This is a genomic window from Bradyrhizobium sp. Leo78 (genome assembly GCF_059512425.1).
The window spans coordinates 349,194-371,028 of sequence record NZ_JCAMOT010000002.1; the positions used below are offsets into that span (position 1 = coordinate 349,194).

Annotated in this window: 20 protein-coding genes and 1 tRNA gene; 14 read left to right on the top strand and 7 right to left on the bottom strand. The window is 61.7% G+C overall.

Annotated features, from left to right (window positions below; translation table 11 throughout):
• Window positions 1–108 precede the first annotated feature (108 nt).
• On the top strand, window positions 109–900 hold the full coding sequence (locus tag AC5ZG1_RS04110) for an alpha/beta hydrolase (protein WP_496132041.1): 792 nt from the start codon (window positions 109–111) through the stop codon (window positions 898–900).
• A 79-nt stretch (window positions 901–979) separates the two neighbouring features.
• On the top strand, window positions 980–1,450 hold the full coding sequence (locus AC5ZG1_RS04115) for a nuclear transport factor 2 family protein (RefSeq protein ID WP_496132042.1): 471 nt from the start codon (window positions 980–982) through the stop codon (window positions 1,448–1,450).
• Here the strand turns inward: AC5ZG1_RS04115 and queG are convergent.
• A complete protein-coding gene (gene queG, locus AC5ZG1_RS04120; RefSeq protein ID WP_496132043.1) occupies window positions 1,440–2,636 on the bottom strand; it encodes a tRNA epoxyqueuosine(34) reductase QueG in 1,197 nt (398 codons plus the stop codon). The genes AC5ZG1_RS04115 and queG overlap by 11 nt on opposite strands.
• Complete coding sequence (locus AC5ZG1_RS04125; RefSeq protein ID WP_028164834.1) at window positions 2,585–3,277, bottom strand: glutathione S-transferase family protein; 693 nt, start codon at window positions 3,275–3,277, stop codon at window positions 2,585–2,587. The genes queG and AC5ZG1_RS04125 overlap by 52 nt, the downstream gene beginning before the upstream one ends.
• Before the next feature lie 269 nt (window positions 3,278–3,546).
• On the opposite strand from AC5ZG1_RS04125, the gene AC5ZG1_RS04130 reads away from it, so the two are divergent.
• A complete protein-coding gene (locus AC5ZG1_RS04130; protein ID WP_028164835.1) occupies window positions 3,547–4,353 on the top strand; it encodes an undecaprenyl-diphosphate phosphatase in 807 nt (268 codons plus the stop codon).
• Between the two features lie 259 nt (window positions 4,354–4,612).
• On the opposite strand, the gene AC5ZG1_RS04135 is transcribed toward AC5ZG1_RS04130, so the two are convergent.
• Window positions 4,613–5,602 (bottom strand): complex I NDUFA9 subunit family protein, encoded by a 990-nt coding sequence (locus tag AC5ZG1_RS04135; RefSeq protein WP_496132044.1) that lies wholly within the window; start codon window positions 5,600–5,602, stop codon window positions 4,613–4,615.
• A 153-nt stretch (window positions 5,603–5,755) separates the two neighbouring features.
• Here AC5ZG1_RS04135 and AC5ZG1_RS04140 point away from each other — a divergent pair.
• Both AC5ZG1_RS04140 and AC5ZG1_RS04145 read left to right on the top strand, forming a co-directional pair.
• Window positions 5,756–5,842: transfer RNA gene (locus AC5ZG1_RS04140), tRNA-Leu, on the top strand.
• Window positions 5,843–5,930: 88 nt separating this feature from the next.
• Window positions 5,931–6,659, top strand: a complete 729-nt coding sequence (locus tag AC5ZG1_RS04145) for a hypothetical protein (protein WP_496132045.1) — start codon at window positions 5,931–5,933, stop codon at window positions 6,657–6,659.
• Between the two features lie 89 nt (window positions 6,660–6,748).
• Here the strand turns inward: AC5ZG1_RS04145 and AC5ZG1_RS04150 are convergent, their stop codons facing one another.
• Window positions 6,749–9,244, bottom strand: coding sequence for a helicase C-terminal domain-containing protein (locus AC5ZG1_RS04150; RefSeq protein ID WP_496132046.1), 2,496 nt, complete (start codon window positions 9,242–9,244; stop codon window positions 6,749–6,751).
• 479 nt (window positions 9,245–9,723) lie between these two features.
• Here AC5ZG1_RS04150 and AC5ZG1_RS04155 point away from each other — a divergent pair, with 479 nt between their 5' ends.
• Together AC5ZG1_RS04155 and AC5ZG1_RS04160 are read left to right on the top strand one after the other, a co-directional pair.
• Window positions 9,724–10,704 carry a formylglycine-generating enzyme family protein gene (locus AC5ZG1_RS04155; protein ID WP_496132047.1) on the top strand — a complete coding sequence of 327 codons (981 nt, stop codon included), beginning with the start codon at window positions 9,724–9,726 and terminating at the stop codon, window positions 10,702–10,704.
• A complete protein-coding gene (locus tag AC5ZG1_RS04160; RefSeq protein ID WP_496132048.1) occupies window positions 10,701–12,428 on the top strand; it encodes an arylsulfatase in 1,728 nt (575 codons plus the stop codon). The genes AC5ZG1_RS04155 and AC5ZG1_RS04160 overlap by 4 nt, the downstream gene beginning before the upstream one ends.
• Window positions 12,429–12,505: 77 nt before the next feature.
• Here the strand turns inward: AC5ZG1_RS04160 and AC5ZG1_RS04165 are convergent, their stop codons facing one another.
• The 3 genes from AC5ZG1_RS04165 to AC5ZG1_RS04175 all read right to left on the bottom strand — a co-directional run bounded on the left by AC5ZG1_RS04165 (window position 12,506) and on the right by AC5ZG1_RS04175 (window position 14,858).
• A complete protein-coding gene (locus AC5ZG1_RS04165) occupies window positions 12,506–13,267 on the bottom strand; it encodes a glycosyltransferase family 2 protein (protein WP_496132049.1) in 762 nt (253 codons plus the stop codon).
• Window positions 13,268–13,270: 3 nt separating this feature from the next.
• Window positions 13,271–14,110: an FkbM family methyltransferase gene (locus tag AC5ZG1_RS04170; RefSeq protein WP_496132050.1), complete on the bottom strand. Its 840-nt coding sequence runs from the start codon at window positions 14,108–14,110 to the stop codon at window positions 13,271–13,273.
• 118 nt (window positions 14,111–14,228) lie between these two features.
• A complete protein-coding gene (locus AC5ZG1_RS04175) occupies window positions 14,229–14,858 on the bottom strand; it encodes a class I SAM-dependent methyltransferase (protein ID WP_456644520.1) in 630 nt (209 codons plus the stop codon).
• A gap of 320 nt (window positions 14,859–15,178) precedes the next feature.
• Between AC5ZG1_RS04175 and AC5ZG1_RS04180 the strand changes: the two genes are divergently transcribed.
• The 7 genes from AC5ZG1_RS04180 (at window position 15,179) to ptsN (ending at window position 21,758) form a co-directional block, all read left to right on the top strand.
• The gene (locus tag AC5ZG1_RS04180) at window positions 15,179–15,793 is read left to right on the top strand and encodes a ribonuclease D (protein WP_028164840.1); all 615 of its coding nucleotides are present in this window, start codon (window positions 15,179–15,181) and stop codon (window positions 15,791–15,793) included.
• A gap of 163 nt (window positions 15,794–15,956) precedes the next feature.
• Window positions 15,957–16,700: an LPS export ABC transporter periplasmic protein LptC gene (gene lptC / locus AC5ZG1_RS04185; protein WP_028164841.1), complete on the top strand. Its 744-nt coding sequence runs from the start codon at window positions 15,957–15,959 to the stop codon at window positions 16,698–16,700.
• On the top strand, window positions 16,697–17,395 hold the full coding sequence (locus AC5ZG1_RS04190) for an LptA/OstA family protein (protein ID WP_463327379.1): 699 nt from the start codon (window positions 16,697–16,699) through the stop codon (window positions 17,393–17,395). Before lptC ends, AC5ZG1_RS04190 begins: the two co-directional genes overlap by 4 nt.
• A gap of 253 nt (window positions 17,396–17,648) precedes the next feature.
• Window positions 17,649–18,656: an LPS export ABC transporter ATP-binding protein gene (gene lptB / locus AC5ZG1_RS04195; RefSeq protein WP_130229230.1), complete on the top strand. Its 1,008-nt coding sequence runs from the start codon at window positions 17,649–17,651 to the stop codon at window positions 18,654–18,656.
• Between the two features lie 93 nt (window positions 18,657–18,749).
• Window positions 18,750–20,384 carry an RNA polymerase factor sigma-54 gene (rpoN, locus tag AC5ZG1_RS04200; protein WP_496132051.1) on the top strand — a complete coding sequence of 545 codons (1,635 nt, stop codon included), beginning with the start codon at window positions 18,750–18,752 and terminating at the stop codon, window positions 20,382–20,384.
• Between the two features lie 77 nt (window positions 20,385–20,461).
• Window positions 20,462–21,064, top strand: a complete 603-nt coding sequence (gene hpf, locus AC5ZG1_RS04205) for a ribosome hibernation-promoting factor, HPF/YfiA family (RefSeq protein WP_130229229.1) — start codon at window positions 20,462–20,464, stop codon at window positions 21,062–21,064.
• 232 nt (window positions 21,065–21,296) lie between these two features.
• Window positions 21,297–21,758, top strand: a complete 462-nt coding sequence (gene ptsN / locus AC5ZG1_RS04210; RefSeq protein ID WP_027581007.1) for a PTS IIA-like nitrogen regulatory protein PtsN — start codon at window positions 21,297–21,299, stop codon at window positions 21,756–21,758.
• The last annotated feature ends 77 nt before the right edge of the window (window positions 21,759–21,835 follow it).

Genomic DNA, 21,835 nt, shown 5'->3' on the forward strand with positions numbered 1-21,835 from the left:
GCGATAGGGCAGATATTTGGTGAGCGGATACTCTACAAGGCGAGACACGTTCCCTGCTCACGGTTTGCCCGTGCCCATCGAAAACGCACTGATGAGAATGACGATCCCATGACCACCTCCGCGACGATCGACCAGGAACCAGAGTTCATCGAGGTAGGGAACAGCGCCGCACGCCGCCGCATTGCGGTGCGTGCGCGCGGAGGTCGTAACCCTGGGCTATTCTGGCTCGGCGGCTTCAATTCCGACATGAAGGGCACCAAGGCGGTCGCGCTCGACGCGTGGGCCGTGGAACAGGAACGCGCCTTTGTCCGGTTCGATTATTCCGGCCACGGCGAATCCGGCGGCAAGTTCATCGACGGCACCATCGGGCGCTGGCTCGAGGACAGTGTCGCAGTATTCACGCGGTTCTGCAGCGGGCCGCAAGTCGTGATCGGCTCCTCCATGGGGGGCTGGATGGCGCTCCTGTTGGCGCGTGAGCTTGCCAGGCGTGCCGACAGCCGGGCCTCGCTCGCGGGGATGGTGCTGATCGCGCCGGCGCCGGATTTTACCGAAGAGCTGATGTGGAAGGGCTTTTCGCCGGAAATTCGTGCCGAGATCGAGACCAAGGGCGTCTGGCTGCGGCCGTCGCAATATGGCGATACGCCCTATGCGATCACGCGGGCGCTGATCGAGGAGGGGCGTAATCATTTGTTACTCGGAGCCAAGATCGATGTCGGCTGTCCGGTGCGCATCCTGCAGGGCGCGCAGGATCCCGACGTGCCCTGGCAACATGCGTTCACGCTGGCGCATCGGCTGCCGAGCGAGGACGTGGTGCTGACCATGATCCAGGACGGCGACCACCGTCTGTCGCGCCCGCAGGACATCGCCCGGATCATCGCCGCAGTGAAGGAGATGGGCTAGAGCATGATCCGGAAAAGTGGGAACCGGTTTTCCGAAAAGATCATGCTCAAATAGTAAAAGAGCGCAGGGAGGAATAACAATGGACACAACGAGCCTGCTTCGCGCCTTCTGCGATGCGGTCGAACAGCGGAAGGGCGCTGCATTCGCTGATTTGTTCACGGAAGACGGCGTCTATCACGACGTGTTCTATGGCGCCTTCACGGGGCATGCCGAGATCGCTGGCATGATCGACGATTTGTTCTATCGCACCGCGTCCGATTTCCGCTGGGACATGCACGACCCCGTCAGCGACGGCCATACGCTCTATGCGCGCTACACCTTCAGCTACCGCTCGACGCTGCCGGAGGCAGGTGGCGCGCGGGCGATGTTCGAGGGCGTCGCCATCATGACCCTTCGCAATGGCCGCATCGCGGAATATCACGAGGTCGCCAACACCGCGCCTGCCTTCGTCGATATGCACTTTGCGCCGGAGCGAATCGCAAAGATCGTCGCCAAGCAGGGCGCCGCGCTGAAGGCGCGTCCCGAAATGGCGCGGCATCTCATGAAGTAAGGGCCGCGAGCCGCCACTCTTCGCATACGCGCTGATCGGTCTCCGCATCGACTGTCTTGGAGGCCAGCGCGGCAAATGCCTGTGGCTCCATCAGTTGCGACAACGCCCACACCGCTGCGCCGCGAACCAGCGGACTTGCATCGTCGAGCAAGCGCTCGGCCTCGCCGGCCAAGGCGGCATCATCGGAGTTGCCGATCGCGATCAGCACGTTGCGGACAAAGCGGTCGCGGCCGATGCGCTTGACCGGCGATTTCGAGAACAGCGCGCGGAACGCGGCATCGTCGAGCCGCACGAGGTCGGCAAGCACTGGCGCGCGCAATGCCTCGCGCGCTGCGAGTTTCGCTTCGCGCCCGGTCTGCGCGAACTTGTTCCATGGGCATACCGCGAGGCAATCGTCGCAGCCATAGATGCGATTGCCGATCGCCTTGCGGAATTCGCGCGGGATCGGTCCCTTGCTCTCGATGGTGAGATAGGAGATGCAGCGCCGCGCATCGAGCTTGTAGGGCGCGGGAAATGCCGCGGTCGGGCAGATGTCCTGGCAGGCGGTGCAGGAGCCGCAATGATCGATGTCGGCGGCATCGCGCGGCAGCTCGCTTGCGGTGAAGATCGCGCCGAGGAACAGCCATGAGCCGAAGTCGCGCGACACCAGATTGGTGTGCTTGCCCTGCCAGCCGAGGCCGGCGGTTTGCGCGAGCGGCTTTTCCATCACGGCCGCGGTGTCGATGAACACCTTCACTTCATCGCCGCTGGCCGCGACCAGCCACCGCGCCAGCGCCTTCAGCCGCTTCTTGATCACGTCGTGATAATCATCGCCCTGCGCGTAGGCCGAGATCGCGCCGCGGTCGCGGCGCTTCAGGATCTCGAGCGGGTTTTGGTCCGGCCCGTAGTTGACGCCGAGCATGATGATCGAGCGCACGCCGGGCCAGAGCACGCGCGGATCGCTGCGGCGCTCAGGATGCGCTGCGAGCCAATCCATGTCGCCATGGCCGCCCAGGTCGAGGAACTCGCGGAAATATTTCGCCGCGCCGCCGATCGCGCCGGGATCGGTGACCCCGATACAATCGAAACCGAGCGCGCGGGCTTCGTGCTCGAGCGCGGATCTGAGATCGGCCGGTGAAAGCTTGGGCGGTGGGGTCAGAAGTCGAGGTCCACATAGGTCCGCGACGCCGGCACGCCCGCCAGCCATTCGCTGAGCAGCGGGCGGAACGACGGGCGGGATTTCACCCGCGCGTACCACGCTTTTGCTGCGTCGTCCTCGCTCCATGGCACGTCGCCCAGATAGTCGATCGCCGAAAGATGCGCCGCGGCGGCGAGATCCGCGTAAGTGAGCCGGTCGCCGGCGAGATAGTTCCGCGTCCGCGCCAGCCAGCCGATATAGGTCAGATGATAGCGCACATTGGCCTTGCCCGCGCGGAGCACCTCCGCATTCGGCGCGCCTCCGCCATCCTCCTCGCTCATGAAACGCTTGTAGATGCGCTCGGTCACCAGCGGATTGGAGGCCTCCTCGAAGAACTTGTCGTTGAACCACGACATCAGCCGGCGCACCTCGACGCGTTCGGCCATCGAGGTCGGCATCAGGCGCCGGTCGCCGGCGTTGAGCCCATGCGCCTCGTCGAGATATTCGGCGATCACGCCGACACCGGGAACCGGCGGGAAACCCTCGGCGATCAAGGTCGGCGTCGTTGCCGCCGGATTGAGCGCCAGATAGGCCTCGCGACGTTCCCAGACCCGTTCCTCCACCAGCCGCAGATCGAGCCCGTATTCGCCGAGCACCAGGCGAATGAAACGGGAATGCGGACAGAACGGATGATGAAACAGCGTGTACATGAAGTCCTTCAGCAGTTCACGGCCTGATCTTGTCGAAGCCGCGGCAGACCCGGGACACTAATTCACGATGCGATCAGATGAAATCGGATCGTGGTCCCATGTCTTTGTTTGAGCATGATCTTTGCGCAGAACCGGCCTGCCACTTCTCCGGATCATGCTCTAGCCAATCAGACGAATCAGGCAACCCATGTTTGGCGTTTTTAGCGATTGCAGCAAAACGGGGAATAGGCGAGAAGCACCCGATTTCTCCAGCAAAAGCAGGCCACATCATGATGACCGATACGTTACGTGCGGTGATTCTGGGCATAATCGAAGGCGTCACGGAGTTCCTGCCCGTTTCATCGACCGGCCACCTCCTGCTGGCGGAACGATTCTTCGGTCTCGGTGAAGGTGCCTTCTGGGACAGCTTCACCGTGCTGATCCAGCTCGGCGCGATCCTTGCCATCGTCGGACTCTATTTCGGCAAATTGTCGCGTGTCGCACTCGGCATGTTCTCCAACGCCGATGACCGGCGCTTCGTCATCGGCGTGCTGGTCGCGTTCCTGCCCGCGGTCATCGTCGGCCTCATTGCCGGCAAATACATCAAGAGTGTTCTGTTCAATCCATGGATCGTCTGCTTCTCGCTCATCGTCGGCGGCGCCATCCTGCTGTGGGTCGATCAGCTTGAGCTCAAGCCGCGCGAACATGACGCGACGAGATATCCGCTGCTGATGTATCTGTGGATCGGCATGGCGCAGTGCGTCGCGATGATCCCGGGCGTGTCGCGCTCCGGCGCCTCGATCGTCGCGGCGATGCTGCTCGGCTCCGACAAGCGCGCGGCGGCGGAGTTCTCGTTCTTCCTGGCGATCCCGACCATGATCGGCGCCTTCGCCTATGATTTCTACAAGAACCGTGCCGAGATGACGACGGACAATCTATGGATCGTCGCAATCGGATTCGTGGTCTCGCTTGTCACCGCCGTGGTCGTGGTGAAGACGTTCCTCTCCTATGTCACGCGCCACGGCTTCACCCTGTTCGCGTGGTGGCGCGTGATCGTCGGCACGCTCGGCCTGATCGCGCTGGCTCTGGGGAGGTAAGGGTCCGGCAGCTGTACGAATCTCTACGCTTGCTCCGTTCCGCCTCTCCCCTTGTGGGAGAGGCCGGAGCGCATGCAGCGAAGCGGAATGCGATCCGGGTGAGGGGTTGGTCTCAAGGGACCGCCGCACTCGCGGAGAGAAACCCGTCACCCGGATTTCCCGCTGGCGCGCGAAATCCGGCCTCTCCCACAAGGGGAGAGGCGGGAGGTTGCGGCCCGAGCTTCGCGCCACATCGACATTTGTGATTACACGTCGCCGGTCAAGCCCCGGACGGCGGACGATACGCGTTCTTGCGCTCGAACTGCCCGGCCGGGCGGAAGCGCCAGAGATATTGCGGAGCGATGGCTTCCAGCGAATCGGGGGTGATGCCCAGCCCTTCGAAGGTGAGGCCGGCGGCCTTGGCCGTATCCGACACCACATTGTCCTTGTGCAGCAGCTCGACCTGATCCGCCGTGAGCTTCAGCGCGCCCGGCGCGAATTGCAGGAACGCGGCCAGGATCCTGGCAAGGCCGAACGGCAGGGAGACCAGCGCGCGGTCGCGATCGGTGATCTCAAGGATCGTCTCCATGATCTCGCGCATGGTCAGCACTTCCGGGCCGCCCAATTCGTAGGTCGCGCCGGGCTTGGTCTTGCCGTCGACGGCATCGGCCACCGCGGTGGCGACGTCGCCGACAAAGGTCGGCTGCATCTTGGTCAGGCCGCCGCCGACCAGCGGGATCGCCGGCGACATCCGGGCCATCGCCGCGAAACGGTTGGTGAACTGATCCTCCGGCCCGAACACCAGTGACGGGCGCAAGATGGTGGCCGATGGCGAGGCCGCCAGCACCGCCTTCTCGCCAGCCGCTTTGGCGCGGGCATAGGCGGAAGTCGAATCGGCATCAGCGCCGATCGCCGAGACATGCACCACGCGGGCGCCCTCGGCGCTCGCAGCGGCGGCCACCGCCTCGGCGCCCTTGGCCTGGACCGCCTCGAAGGTCTGTTCGCCGCTTTCGGCGAGGATGCCGACCAGGTTGATGGCCACGTGCGAATCACGCATCGCTGATACCACCGAGGCCGGGTAGCGCAGATTGGCCTGGACGGCGTGGATCTGGCCGACCTTGCCGAGCGGCTGCAGGTGCCCGGCCAATTCCGGCCGCCGGACGGCGACGCGGATGCGGTAATCCCGCTTGCACAGCGCCCGGACCACGTGCCGCCCCAGGAAGCCCGATCCGCCGAAAACCGTGACGAGCGTTTCCAGGTTCGATGCCATGGGTCAGTTCCTGCGGGTCGAAATAGCTGCGATTTTGGAGCCTGTTGGGCCGGATGTCGCGATACGCCATCGCGGTCACCCTGTACAGACTATTTGAGTTTCCAATCGTCTATTTGACAAGCGCGCGACCGATCCTTACTAACCCCGCCACGTGCCCAGGTGGTGGAATTGGTAGACGCGCTGGCTTCAGGTGCCAGTGGCCTCACGGCCGTGAAGGTTCGAGTCCTTTCCTGGGCACCACTCATTTCTGGACATTAAGTAATTCCAGATAGATAAGCCCATTCAGAGTGTTGTGTCGGCCCCGACTGTGTAACAATGGGGCATAACATTGCTGTTCAGGGTTGTTCGGCCGACGCGCCGGGACGGGTCTCGATTTTCGCTATTCGTGCAGCGTAGTCCGGCAGACATTCGCGACGATGCGATCGGCAATCCGCTTGCGATTCCTCTCGTTGACGGCTTCGTCTTTGTGACGCCTAGCGAGAGCGCTCAGGCTGTCCGCTTTTTCCTGCGCACCGCAGCGCGCAGCGAGATAAAGACCCGTCAGGCGATCGCGGCCTACCTGGAAACCGTTTGGGAGGCGCTCCGCAATGACGATCCCGTTCACTTGACACACCGGCGGCCCACGGCGCTCGCGGGTCAACTTTATCGCGTATGGGCGGACAGCGAGAGCCGCGCTCGCAGTGTCGCCATCGCGCACACGGCCGGAATTGGCTGGTCGCCGGACACGGAGAGCCATGACGAGCAGGAGGCCTATTGGGCGGCTGTGGTAGCAATGTGGGAGAAGGTGGGCGAGGATGGCGAGCCCGCGCGCCTGGAAAGGCCCCTTGGATCCCTGGTGGATCGTCTGTTGCTGACCAAGGGCATTCGGCGGGTGGACAGGGAATCACGTGCCCTCTTGCTCACGGCATTTTGGATGGCGCTGAGGGACGCCTTCAGGAGCCGCCAGCGCAATGCCGCAGGTGACTACTCGCCTGACCCGGAAGCCACGCGCTTCCCGCCGTCAGCTTCCCGGCGCTCGCCAGCTGACCGATCCGGCCCATGCCGGCGAATGCGGTGACCCGCACTCAGCTACACCACGCCACGGGACACGATCCTGGCCACAACGCCGCAGCGGTGGAGGAGCACAATTGCTTCGGCTCCGAGGACCTATTTCGCTTTTGTAAATCCTCTCGTGAACGTCTCAACAAATTTGGCGCCTGACAAGCCGAACTGAGCTAGTCGGTCTCTTATCTTGGCTTCGTCTGAGAGACTGTTCGAGGCGGCGACGGATGTTGTGTAAGCCCTGATAGCTTCGCGCAGTTTCTTCAGCCCTACTTTGTCAAGTATCCGGAAATCGGCGCTTGGTGATGAGTACTGATCAAATTTGGTCTCTGGATGGACCATGATCGGCGTGGCCGTGCAGCTATTGTCGTAAGCCTGACTGAACCACTCCATTGAACCGAGCAACTGATTGCAATCGGACTTCGCGATGATGCCCGACGTGGCTCCGTTCTTGTCCTCGATCACAAAGAAGTGCAGCCCTCCCACTGCCCAAAGATTGTCCGGGCCCTTTCCGATATCCAATTCCGGTCTTTGCGATCCAAACCCTAGGAAATATCCGAGTTCGCGCATTGCAGCTTCAAATCGCTTGGAGTCATCTTCGTAAAAGTCGAGATCATCGGCTAGGGCATTCGCGAACAACACTAGATCATTGCCGTCCAAGAATCGGGCTTTCATGAATTGTAGGGCGGCAGCCGCTTGTTCCGCAGCCGGTGGCGAGAGTTTGTTGTAGGTTATTCCCTTGATAGGCCTAAGCGTTCGGCGATTGTCTTGATAAGCCGAAAGCTGCGTCTGCTGTGCCTTGGTGGGGTCCAAATGATGCTCGTACTCAGCGAGCTGTTGCTTTAGATATCCCTTCACGCGACGCTCACCCGTAGAGTTAATAGGAGTCTGTAGCGCCGTGCATGCTTTGTCGAAAAGCTGCCCCCTGGCTAAATCGAACGCACTCCGAATCGCAGCGACGTTAGGATCAACAAAGCTGGCCGCGCCTTCTGCGGCATTAGCGAGACGCTCTCGCCCAGTGCGCCACCAATCGGGGTCCTTTTTGATGCAGTAGTCCAGAACAGGCCGGAAGGCCGATATGGGCTGCCCTGCAATCTGTTCTGCCACTTCGCGCGACAAATCCAACTGGGCCAGCGTCGCCGGTGTGAATTTTGATCGCGCAGCTTGCAAATGGATGCGCTGTGTAAGGCGAGAGCCGATTAGCAGAACGGCGCAGTGATCCTCTCCCGAACGCACGCCCCTCCCCATGCCTTGTTCTAGGCGTTGCATTTGCCTAAGGAGCTGAATGTCGGTGCCGTCCAGAACTACCATTTCGTTTCGTTCAATCAGGCCGAAGACCTCCGGGAGGCCATCGATCACCAGAAGACGGCAGGCATCCCCAGGTAGGTCTACACCATCGTATTTGTTGATAAGGACGGTGATGCCGACATGCTTGCCGTTTTTTAATTCAGCAATCCCGTCCTCGATGTTCGTGGCATCCAAAGTCTGCGCGGCGACATCCGACCAATAGGAAGAGCGTTTTTTCGAAGGGACGATAATCACCACATTGTGGTGCTTCGCAATATCGGCAACCAATCCTTTAATGTCGCCCTCGACGATTTGAGGGTTGATCTCTTGAGGAGCCAAGATCATTCGGTCCCCAATTTCGCCTACGCCATTCGGCTTGATGGGTGTCGCCACACTTTTTGGGTCTGCCTGAAAGTGTGAAATCAAGATGCCATCATCGGCGAGTGTCGCGGTCATGTAGATGCGCCGCTTTGCGTTAACGAAGCTTGGAATCTCATCGATGGGCAAACAACGCGGTGCGATCTCAAGGCCCCGCCCACCAATCGCACACTGACAAAGCGGGATGACCTCCTTCAGGAGCGGCCAAACAAAAAGAAGATCGTCGCTCTCACGATGGGTGTGCAGGATTTTTGTAATCTGCGAATGTTTGTCTTTCCACGCCCAAAACGGGACCAGCATCACGGCTTGCGGGTCGCCTGATTGAATATCAAGTAGCCCAATCTCGGACTGCGATCTAAGATCGTCTTGCAGCAGTTTCAGTAGTTCACCGTAAGCAGCGTCCTTAGATGACAGCGCAATAGTAAACTGAGCAGCGACGACAGCGAGGCATGCATGTGCGTCGTCAACCACAAGTGAGCCGATAGGAATCTTCGATCCCTCCGCTCCCACGCCAAAAACCGATTTACCGTTGATGAGTTTGTAAACATTGATCACAAGGATCGCTTTGCCCGATACGTAGGCCGCGCTTCTAGGATCGTCGGTCACAGCTATGCCGAGTTCGTTGGCTTCTCTTATAACCTGTCTGGCTAGATAAATGTCGGGAGTGACGTAGGCAGCCGGGCCGACGCCCTCGTTTAGGGAACTCTGCAAAGCGAGCAGCCCGACTAAGGTCTTCCCAGACCCGGTGTTCATCTTCAGGGTATTGTCAGGCTGCGTCCTGACGGCGAACCACTTATCAAGGACCTCGCCTTGCTCGTCAGAAGGTCGCCGAAAGCGAGGGTTCCGCGCTAGCGTTCCGAAGATTTTACGAGGGTCAATGATATTGCTGCCCCCGAGCGGCTTGCCGCCACCGAGCTTTCTTACGTCGAATGCCATGTTCGGATAGACCACCTGAATCGCGCGAAGAAGTAGATACTAACACGCGAAGCGTGGATACGATACACGATTCCATATATGCCCGGCGCGGGTAGATGCGCAACGAGACTGGTAAACATCTTGAATTGTCAGGACAAAAGAGCTAATTATTTCAATGACTAATGGGTCCAACCATTCATTCCTTTCCTGGGCACCACTCTTCTTTGCAAGGGGTTGAATCACTGATTTGGAGCCGCAGATTGCTGACCGGGCTGGAGCGGAACGCACAACCGGAAATCTGCGCGATCGGCTATGAGCAGCCCCCCATCACGCTGGCGCTTCAGCCGAGCTACGGTCCTGGTGCTCAACGCTATAGGTCAGTAGCGGTGACATTTTTCTCGTTTGCCACCTGTGGTAGATTGCCGTTACGTCCTTGACGGCGCGGACTGAATTTCGGGGACGTGCAGGCGACAGTCGCGGATCCGTGTCGGGAAGTGCGCATGTTGGAGCCGGGCAGCGAAGGCACGCGAGGGCCGACCGATCTCGCCGCCGGTGACATGGTTTGGATTCCCGGCGCCACTTTCCGGATGGGGTCCGACAATCATTACCCCGAAGAGGCGCCCAGCCATCGGGTAAGCGTGGACGGCTTCTGGATCGACCGCGCGCCGGTGACCAACCGCGCGTTCAAGGCGTTCGTCAACGCGACCGGTTACGTCACCAATGCGGAGATTCCACCGAACCCGAAAGACTATCCCGGCGCCCTGCCGAAGATGATCTATGCCGGCTCGCTGGTGTTCTCGCCGCCGCGTCGCGTGCACGATCTGCGCGACTGGAGCCAGTGGTGGACGTTCATGAAGGGCGCCAACTGGCGGCGCCCGTACGGACCCGGAAGCAACATCAAGGACCACGACGACCATCCGGTGGTGCACGTTTCGTATGCCGACGCGCTCGCTTACGCCAAATGGATAGATAAGCAGCTTCCCACCGAAGCCGAATGGGAGCTTGCCGCGCGCGGCGGTCTGGATGGTGAGGAATACGCCTGGGGTAACACGCTGACGCCTGACGGCAGGCACATGGCCAACACCTGGCAAGGCGACTTCCCGATCCAGAACATCTGCGAAGACGGCTTTCCGCGTACCTCGCCCGTCACGGCATTTCCGCCGAACGGCTACGGCATCTACGACATGATCGGCAATGTCTGGGAATGGACCGCCGACTGGTGGTCGGCCCGTCACGAAGCTGACAGCGCCAAACCTTGCTGCATTCCGCAGAATCCGCGCGGCGGCCCCGAGCGCGCGAGCTTTGATCCAGGTCAACCGAACATCCGCATCCCCCGCAAAGTCTTGAAGGGCGGCTCGCATCTGTGCGCGCCGAACTATTGCCGCCGGTATCGGCCCGCCGCCCGGCATGCCGAACCGGTCGACACGTCGACGAGCCATGTCGGTTTCAGGTGCGTAGTCAGAAATGGGAGTGAACGATGAATTCGGAGAGGAAACAGTCGTTTCTCGATCGCCGCAACTTGCTTTTGAGCGGGACGGCCCTGGTCGCCGCAACGTTGGCCTCTGAGGCGCTCGGCCAGGACCAGAAGTCCGCCGCGCCGGCTCCCGCCGCATCGCCACTGCCCGGCGACCGCAAGCCGAACATTCTCGTCATCTTCGGCGACGACATCGGCATCGCGAATATCAGCGCCTATTCCGGCGGTCTCATGGGCTATGAGACGCCCAATATCGACCGGATCGCCCGCGAGGGGATCAGATTCCTTCACTACTATGGCGAGCAGTCCTGCACCGCAGGTCGAGCGGCCTTCCTGACCGGGCAGCATGGAATCCGGACCGGACTGACGAAGGTGGGCTTCCCCGGGGCGCCGATGGGAATGAGCCAGCGTGATCCTTCAGTCGGCGGCCTGCTCAAGCAGCTCGGTTACGTGACCGGGCAATTCGGCAAGAATCACGTCGGCGATCGCAACGAAACCTTGCCGACCGTGAATGGCTTCGACGAGTTCTTCGGCAATCTCTACCACCTCAACGCCGAGGAAGAGCCGGAGCTGCCCGACTATCCGAAGGATCCCGCCTACCGCGCCAAATTCGGACCGCGCGGGGTGTTGAGGTGCAAGGCAAGCGACCGCGACGATCCGACGGTCGATCCGCGCTTCGGACGGATCGGCAAGCAGACGATCGAGGATACCGGCGCGCTCACCAAGAAGCGAATGGAGACCATCGACGACGAGACCTCGGCGGCGGCGATCGATTTCATGAAGCGCCAGCAATCGGCGGGTCGGCCCTTCTTCTGCTGGTTCAATTCGACGCGCATGCATTTGCGAACGCATGTGCGCGACAGCCATCGCGGGCGCTACACGCACGGCGACAGCGAGTATGTCGACGGCATGATCGAGCATGACGACACGATCGGGGCCCTGCTCCGCGCGCTCGACGACATGGGCATCGCGAACAACACCATCGTCGTCTACACCAGCGACAACGGACCTCACATGAACACCTGGCCGGATGGCGCCATGACCTGGTTTCGTTCGGAAAAGAACACCAATTGGGAAGGCGCGTTCCGCGTACCCTGCCTGGTTCGCTGGCCCGGCGTGATCAGGGGCGGAACGGTCACCAATGAGCTCATGAGCCACAACGACTGGATACCGACGCTGTGCGCGATCGCCGGAGAAGGCGATATCGTCAACAAGCTGCGCGCCGGCTACACCGCCAACGGCATCGACTACAAGGTGCATCTCGACGGCTACGATCAGTCGCAATTTCTCCGCAACGTGAGCGGCACTGCGGCAAACAACAACGGCGTCAAGAGCGCCCGCGACAAGTTCTTCTACGCCGACGATGATGGTCTGCTCGTCGCCTTTCGAAAGGGCGACTACAAATACGTCTATGCCGAGCAACGCGCTCCGGGGCAGCTGCAGGTCTGGGCCGAGCCTTTCACGAGATTGCGCCTGCAGAAGATCTACAACCTGTTCCAGGATCCGTTCGAGCGGGCGGACATCACCTCCAACACCTACTGGGACTGGAATCTCAATCAGATCGGTGGGGTCTACGGCGCAATGGACGATGTTTTCCAGTTCGTGGCTACATTCAAGGAGTTTCCGCCGCGTTCGTTTCCGCCAAGCTTCGTGCCGACAACGATCATGGACGAGGCAATCGCTGATCTGAAGGCGGCGAGGAGACGGGGGACGGTTGGCACAGGCAATTAGCGCCGCCCTCAGCCATGCCGCAAATCGTTAACGGCAAGGCCGCCGAGCATGTGAACAAGCTCTCCGGCTCGCTGCCATCAACGCTCACGCTTGGCTTGCGCTGAATATTCCGCGAGACGCCGCCATTTCGCGGCGGAATATTGCCGGTTGTACTGGGCCACGCCCCAGCCGGCGGCTCCGTCCAGGAAGCCCAGGCGCAGAACGTAGACTTTCAGGAAAGCGGCCAGACCATGCAACGGCGCAGCGAATGGGCCCGCGCGGCGGCCGCGGGCGTTCATCTGCTCGGCCGCGGCCCGGGAATAGCGGTCGATCTTGTCCTCGGCGTCGGACCAGGATTCGATCGAATCATGCTCGATGGTGACATCGATCCGCCTGATCGGGCCGTCCACGATCAGCCCCTCGTGGACCAAATCGTCGGAAAATCGGGCCTGTCCGCGCTGGAATAGCCGAACGATGTAGTCGGAAGACCAGCCCCCGAATCTCAGCGCCTTGCCGCAGAAACGCGATCGCCGCAGCGTCTGGTAGGCGGCAGGCGCGTCGACTGCGTTGATGGCGCTCCTGACGCGCTTCCCAAATTCCGGCTCGATCCATTCGTCGGCGTCGAGCGACAAAACCCAGTCGCCTTGCGCCAGCTCGAGCGCGCGGCTCTTCTGCGGCCCGTATCCCGGCCAATCCGATGTCACGACGACATGCGCGCCGATCTCGCGGGCGATCTCCACCGTTCGATCGGTGCTGCCGCTGTCGACCACGATGATCTCATCCGCATCGACCGAACGTAGGCACCGCGCAATGCAATGCTCTTCGTTCTTGGTGATGACGATGAGGGACAGCCTCGGCATGCGTCATCCCGCAGATGGCTCGGCCTGCGCGGATGCGGCCATCGGGCTACCGTTCGTCGTCAATTTGATCCAGAGGATATCGGTCTGGTCTTCGATGCGGCGCAGATCCTTGAGCTCAACGCGGACAGTCTTGGATGACGTGCCAGCAAGCTGATGCGGGACAAATCCAGCCGCAAGCAGCCGATCGACCATCCCTTCGACCGACAGATCGCCGTTGCGGCTCAATTGAGGAGAGTATTCCGTGATGACGACATCGGCGCGCTCGAGTGCCTTGACGGCGCCGGCCAGAACCGCGGGCTCAAAGCCCTCGACATCGATCTTCATCAATAAAATTCTGTCCTGCGCCAGCCCAAGGGCGTCGAGCGCGGAATCGACATCGGTCAGCGGGACCATGCGCGAGCCCAGGCCATAGTTCTTGATCAGAGAGTGGCGCCCATTGTTGGATCTCTTGTAGCGGTGCAGGTGCGCGTGCCCGACGCTGGCTCCAACCGCGCAAGGATAGACAACGACCTTGTCGATGTCGTTGATCGTGAGATTGCGATCGAGCAGCCAGGCGTTGGTCGCATCCGGTTCAAACGCCACCACGGTGGTGACGGAGGCATGTTGAGCCGCATGCACCGCGTGCCAGCCGAGATTGGCGCCGACGTCGACGACGATCCCCTTCGGTCGGTTTTGCAGGTACTCGCCGATCCAGTCGGTCAATTGCGGTTCAAACCGGCCATATTTTGCGATGTGACGGCCGATGACGTCGCGGCACTGGACGAAGAAGCGCAGCTTCGACCCTGTTGCATAGGTCTGGAACGACGTGCCTTGCGGCATCATCCAGGCGAGCAGGAGCTTCATGGATTGGAGCGGTCTGGGTATTCGGCGCATCGTCCTGATCGTATCCCGATCTCCCGGCCTCTTCGGGAGGAGATCGTCCGTACAAAGTGGGCGAGCTAAAGTCCAGACGCTGCCAAAGTCAGGGGAGGGCGGTCCTGCGGAACAGGCTGAACTGGAACGACTGCTGCGTGCTCCATGGCGTTGCGTGCCTATGTTGTCGGTGGTCGGTGAGCTGGAACGCGGGAGCCAGAATCCGGCCGAGGCTTTCAGGGTCATAGCGCACCACAGGCAAGCCACTGCAGCGCTCCGGTCCGTCCAATGCAAAGGTGGCGATGATCGCGTGGCCTCCAACCTTCACCGCTTGCTTCAAGCAGTCGATATAGGCGGTACGGTCGCGCTGCTCCGTCAGGAAGTGGAACGCGGCACGATCATGCCAGATGTCGTAGGTCTTTCGCGGCTCCCACGTCGTGACGTCAGCGACGATCCAATCGACCTTTGTAGCCCGGTCCCCAAGACGGGCTCTGGCAACCTGCAGCGAAGCTTCGGATATATCGAGCACAGTCACATCCTCGAACCCATTCTCGATGAGGTTATCGATCAAACGTGAAGCACCGCCGCCGATGTCTATGATAGCGGAGGCGCGCGTCGCTCCGACCTGCATGATCAATTCGATTGAAGGAGTTGGGCTCTGTTGAAACCAGCTGACTTCGTTCTCGGACTTGCTGGTGTAGACGCTTTGCCAATGAGCCTGTCGATTCTCGCTGTGCACGGGTTTGCTCCGTTGGTCCAGCTTGCAGCCGGTGGCCCGGATGGAGCGCAGCGCGCAACCCAGGTTACGGCATATTCACCCGGTTCCTGCCTCTTCGATCCTATCAACAAACGAAGCAAAATTCCCTAGTTTCTACAAGGACAAGCGCGGGCCGTGGCACATCCTTTGCGGGCCACCCGACTGCCCTGCTTGGTACAACGGAAAACCCCGATAAATGGTCGTTTTTGATGCATCTGAGGGCCTCCCGGCGCTCGCCTCCTCGCGCTTTGGAGGCTAGTGTCGCGCCTCGAATCGAACTTTTTTGACCGAGGCACGCTTTCATGACCATTCGCCTGCACCGCGGCGATTTGCCGGACCTGTCCCGCTACAAGGATGCCGTTGCGATCGACACCGAAACCATGGGGCTCAATCCGCATCGCGACCGGCTCTGCGTGGTGCAGATGTCGGGTGGCGACGGCACCGCCGACGTCGTGCAGGTGCCAACGGCGCCCGGCGATGCGCCGAACCTGAAGGCGCTGCTCGCCAATCCGAATATCCTGAAGATCTTCCACTTCGCGCGGTTCGACCTTGCGGCGCTCTACAATGCCTATGGGGTGATGCCGACACCGGTCTACTGCACCAAGATCGCGTCCCGCCTCAGCCGCACCTATACCGACCGTCACGGGCTGAAGGATCTGGTGCGCGAGGTGCTCAATATCGAACTGTCGAAGCAGCAACAATCGAGCGACTGGGGCGCGCCGACGCTGAGCGAGGCGCAGCTTGCCTATGCCGCGTCCGACGTGCTGCATTTGCATGCGCTGCGCGAAAAGCTCGATGCCATGCTGGCGCGTGAGGGTCGTACTGAATTGGCGAAAGCCTGTTTCGAATTCCTGCCCACCCGCGCCCGGCTCGATCTCGGCGGCTGGGAAGCCGAAGATATTTTTGCGCATTCCTGAACCTGTCCGAGGCGGGCGTGATAAGGCGTCCGTCCGCCCCGTTTCGGTCACACTCGTAACGCGAGTGTGCGGCAGTCGCGACGCGACGTCCCGGCTGCGCAATCCGGCGTTCCCGGGTAGAATGATGTAAGCCTTTGCCAGACTTCGCGCCCTTGGAGTAGCGGTGAATTCGGTCCAGACCCCAGCCTATCTAGCCGGCCTCGAGGCGCGCTTTGCCGCCGCCGAGCGCCACAGCCGGATGGTGCGGATTCTGCGCATCGCGGTGCCTGCGGCGGTGGTGCTGTCATTGCTTGCGATCGTTGGGGTGTCGGTCTTCAATCCGTTCCGCATGCTATTGCCGAAGCTGCCGGTCGACATCGGCAACCTGGTCGTCTCCGGCACCAAGATCACGATGGAATCGCCGCACCTCGCAGGCTTCTCCACGGACCAGCGCCCATACGAGCTCTGGGCCAAGGCGGCGATCCAGGACCTCACCGATCCCGATCATGTCGAGCTCCAGACCCTGCGCGCAAAGATGCTGATGGAAGACCGCACCACGGTGACCTTGGATGCGCGCACCGGCTTCTTCGACAGCAAGCAGCAGCAGCTCGACCTGCGCAAGGACATCTTCCTGCAATCGTCGACCGGCTATGAGGCCAAGCTCTCGCAAGCCTTCGTCGATATGAACAAGGGCACGGTGACGTCGGACGAGCATGTCGACGTCAAATTGCTGAACGGCACGCTGACCGCCGACAAGCTCCGGATCTACAACAACGGCGAGCTCGTGCGCTTCGAAGGCAATGTCGTGATGAATTTGATCATGGATAATCCGCCGGCCCAGGCTGAACCAGAGCCGGCGCCCGCACCTGCGCCGCCGCCACCACAGAAAACGCGCTCGGGCTCAGGCAAGTCCGCCAACACGAAATGATCTTCATGAAGCAGTTTTCTTCGCGCGGTGTTGCAACGGCGGCCTTCGTGCTCGCGATGATCGCACCGGGTTCGGTGCGCGCGCAGGGCGCAGTCTCCGGCGTGCCCAACGCCATGCAGGGCTTTACCCAGAATCGCGACCAGCCGATCCAGATCGAGGCGGCGGCGCTCGAGATGCGCGACAAGAAAAAGGAAGCGACATTCTCGGGCAATGTGAAGGTGGTACAGGGCGACACCACCATGACGTCGAAGACGCTCGTCGTGTTCTATGAATCGAGTTCGGGACAAAGCTCGCCGCCGCCGTCGAATGCCAAGGGCGCAAAATCTGCGCCGATGCAGTCGGCCCAGCCGGGGCCGGGCGGCAGCTCCTCGATCAAGCGGCTGGAGGCCAAGGGCAACGTCGTGGTCACCCAGAAAGACCAGGTCGTCACCGGGGAGACCGCGATCTTCGACACCAAGGCCAATCTCATCACCATGCTCGGCGGCGTCGTGCTGACGCAGTGCAAGAACGTGCTGCGCGGCGATCGGCTGCTGGTGGACATGACGACCGGCGTCTCGCGCGTGGAATCCGATAGCGGCAGGGTGCAGGCCCTGATCCAGCAGGGACAGGGCGGGCAAGGCGGCGGCGGGCAAGGGGGCTGCCCGCCCCCGCCCGCTAGCCCGTCTGGCGGATCGTCGTCCAGTAAGTCGAAATAAATCAATGACTTACTGAATATCTTGAGGCGGCGAGGTTGAAGCCGGCGGGGCGAGGCTGTATCTAGGCCATGATCCGGAAAAATGGGAACCGGTTTTCCGAACAGAGAGTGGACGTCCGGTGGTGGAACGCGCCAGGGGGTGGGCGAGCGATTCCGCAGGGCAGCGGCATCCATGCACATTCAAGGTTCGCGAGCGAATCGATTAGGCCGCGGGCGTAGTCCCCGGGGACACCGTGAAAGGCTGGCGAAGCGGGATGGTGGACATATTCGGCATGTTCCGAAGGCGCCCTGCGAAACGCAGTTCCGGCTTCGCGCGTTCGCGTGAGGACATCACCGCGCTCGACGATTCCTTTGGCGAGATGCTGACAAGCTCTGTCCGGGATACGCCGCCGGTGGCGCGTGCCGCCCCGATGCCCGGCCTGGAAGTGCCGCATCCGCAACCGGCGCACGAGCCGCCCAGGGAGGAGAGGTCGCGCCCGCGCGCCGCCAAGCCCGCAAAGACCAAGGCAGCCAGTGCGGCGCCGCGCCTGATCCGGCGTCCGGGCTATCTGGCTGTGCATAGCGTGGAAAAGAGTTTCGGCAGCCGCCAGGTCGTGCGCGGCGTCAGCATCTATGTCCGCCGCGGCGAGGCGGTCGGTCTGCTCGGCCCCAATGGCGCCGGCAAGACCACGGTGTTCTACATGATCACCGGGCTGATCAAGGCCGATCGCGGCGCCATCGAGCTGGATGGCCACGATGTAACGAAACTGCCGATGTATCAGCGCGCCCGCCTCGGCATCGGCTATCTTCCGCAGGAAGCCTCGATCTTCCGCGGATTGTCGGTCGAGCAGAACATCCGCGCAGTGCTTGAAGTGGTCGAGCCTTCAAGGAAGAAGCGCGAGGCGGAACTCGATGCGCTGCTCGACGAGTTCAACATAACGCGGTTGCGAAAGACACCGTCGATCGCGCTATCCGGCGGCGAGCGCCGCCGCGTCGAGATCGCCCGGGCATTGGCGACGCGGCCCAATTACATGCTGCTCGACGAGCCCTTCGCCGGCATCGACCCGATCGCGGTCGGTGATATCCAGGATCTGGTCCGCCACCTGACCAATCGCGGTATCGGGGTGCTGATTACCGACCACAATGTGCGGGAAACGCTCGGTCTGACCGACCGCGCCTACATCGTTTACGCCGGGGAAATCTTGACGGAAGGCAGTCCGGATGAGATCGTCAACAATCCGGATGTCCGCCGGCTTTACCTTGGCGAAGAATTCCGCCTCTAGTCCTTCTTTCCGATCCGTCAAGCCGTGTACATTGGCCTTGGACTAGGCTAAGCAAGAATCGAGCCAACTTCTTTTTGGACCGTTCTTGCCTCCATGGCACTGACCCAGAGACTAGAGTTCCGCCAGTCGCAGTCGCTGGTAATGACGCCGCAGTTGATGCAGGCGATCAAGCTGCTGCAATTGTCCAACCTGGACCTCTCGGCCTTCGTGGAGGAGGAGCTGGAACGGAACCCGCTGCTGGAACGCAGCAGCGACGGTCCGGAACCGCCGGTGCCGGGCGAGCCTGCGATGGAGCGGCAGGAATTTTCTGACCCTGACGGTTCCAGCTATGGCGAAGCCGGTGGCGAGGCGAGTTCCGCCGACGGCTTCGAGCCGGGCCAGGAGGAATGGCTGAACCGCGATCTCGGCAGCCGCGCCGAGATCGAGCAGACGCTTGATACCGGGCTCGAAAATGTCTTCTCCGAGGAGCCGGCGGAGGCTGCCGAACGTGCCGCGAAAGACGCGGCTCCGACCGCCTATACCGAATGGGGCGGCGGTGCCTCGAGCGACGAGGACTACAACCTTGAAGCCTTTGTCGCCGCCGAGCTGACGCTTGCCGACCATCTCGCCGAGCAGCTTGCGGTCGCGTTCGCCTCGCCTTCGCAGCGTATGATCGGGCAGTATCTGATCGACCTCGTCGATGAGGCCGGCTACCTGCCGCCTGACCTCGGACAGACCGCTGAGCGGCTCGGTGCGCCGCAGCAGGAGGTCGATGCAGTGCTCTCGGTGCTGCAGAAATTCGATCCCCCCGGCGTCTGCGCGCGAAACTTGAGCGAGTGCCTGGCGATCCAGCTCCGCGAACTCGATCGGTACGACCCGGCGATGCAAGCCCTGGTCGAAAATCTCGATCTCCTCGCCAAGCGTGACATCGCATCGCTGCGGAAGCTGTGCGGCGTCGACGACGAAGACATCACCGACATGATCGGCGAGATCCGCAGGCTCGATCCGAAGCCGGGCCTGAAGTTCGGCACGTCGCGGACGCAAACCATGGTGCCGGACGTCTATGTGCGGCCGGGACCCGATGGCGGCTGGCATGTCGAGCTCAACAGCGACACCTTGCCACGCGTCCTGGTGAACCAGACCTATTATGCCGAACTGTCCAAGACGATCCGGAAGGACGGCGACAAGTCCTATTTTACGGATTGCCTGCAGAACGCGACCTGGCTGGTGCGCGCCCTCGATCAGCGGGCCCGCACCATCCTCAAGGTTGCAACCGAGATCGTGCGCCAGCAGGACGGCTTCTTCACCTACGGCGTGGCGCACCTGCGGCCGCTCAATCTGAAAGCCGTGGCGGATGCGATCCAGATGCACGAATCGACGGTGTCGCGTGTGACCGCCAACAAATATATGGCGACCAATCGCGGCACTTTCGAACTCAAGTACTTCTTCACGGCGTCGATCGCCTCCGCCGACGGCGGCGAGGCGCATTCTGCCGAAGCCGTGCGTCATCACATCAAGCAGTTGATCGACGCCGAATCGCCGGCCGCGATCCTCTCTGACGATACGATCGTGGAACGATTGCGCGCGTCGGGCATTGATATCGCCCGCCGCACCGTCGCGAAGTATCGCGAAGCGATGCGAATTCCTTCCTCGGTGCAGCGCCGCCGCAACAAACAGAGCATGCTTGGAAACGCCCTTTCAGCACCTGCTTCCTCTCCTGACCGGTCGCGCGATACCGCACCGGTGTAATTGCGTTCGCGTTAAATCGCGCTAGTCTTGGCACCCCTCCGAAGCGATCGGGGGGTTCATAGGCATAGAGGCACGCAATGACCCTTCGAATCTCGGGAAAGAGCATCTCAATCGGCGAGGCGCTTCGCGCACGCGTGAACGAGCGCACCGATGAGGTTCTGAAGAAATATTTCGACGGCAACTATTCCGGCCATATCACGCTGAGCAAGGACGGCTTCGGCTTCCGCACCGACTGTGCGCTGCACCTGGATTCCGGGATCACGCTGGAAGCGGATTCGAACGCCCCCGACGCCTATGCCAGCGCCGACGCCGCGCTCCTGATGATCGAGAAGCGCCTGCGCCGCTATAAGAGCCGGCTCAAGGACCGCTCGGCCCGCAAGGCCTACGCGGCCTCCGCCGCCCTTGCCGAGCTCAACGGCGTCCCCCTGGATGCGCCAAGCTATGTGATCGAGGCGCCGGCGGAAGGCGAAGGGGAAGTCACCGAATACAGTCCCGTGATCATCGCCGAGGCGACCACTTCGCTGAAGCGGCTGTCGGTCAGCGAGGCGGTGCTGGAATTGGACCTGACCGGCGCAGCCTGCCTGGTCTTCCAGCACGGTGGGAGCGGCCGTGTGAACATCATTTACCGCCGGGCGGACGGCAATGTGGGCTGGGTCGATCCCCCCATGGTTAATCCATGATGGTTATGCCGTTCCGCATTGACGCGCCCCGTGGCCGTCCCTATGGTCCGCCGCCCTTAAGCATAGGCTCAAGGGAACTAGCCGGCGGGAGTTGGCACGGCTCATGCCTTGGAGTAGAAGCCGCCCGATCGGGATCTGGGCCAAAAAGCCGCTTCCCGATTCATCTTCTTGACGCCTGCGCCTGACAACCTATTTCGCAACTTGACGGTTCACTTCACCCTCGGAACGCCCCATGACGATTACCGATCTGGTCGCACCCGAGGCGATTCTCCCGGCGTTGAAAGTTATCAGCAAGAAGCAGGCGCTGCAGGAGCTCGCCGCGCGGGCCGCAACTCTTACGGGGCAGAACGAACGCTCGATCTTCGAGGTATTGCTGCAGCGCGAGAAGCTGGGCACCACCGCAGTCGGTTACGGCGTCGCCATTCCCCACGGTAAATTGCCGAAGCTGGAAAAGCTGTTCGGCCTGTTCGCGCGCCTGGAGCGCCCGATCGATTTCGAGGCGATGGATGGTCAGCCGGTCGACCTCATCTTCCTCCTGCTCGCCCCCGAAGGCGCCGGCGCCGATCACCTCAAGGCCCTGGCGCGCATCGCCCGCCTGTTACGCGATCAGGACGTCGCCAAGAAGCTGCGTGCCTCCCGCGACGCGCAGGCAATCTACTCGGTGCTCGCGCTGCCACCGGCAAGCGCGGCTTAGCGCTCGCACGCATTCTCCACGAGACAAAAAAATACGCGGACCATCTTCGATCGAAGACAGCCCGCGCATTTGAATTC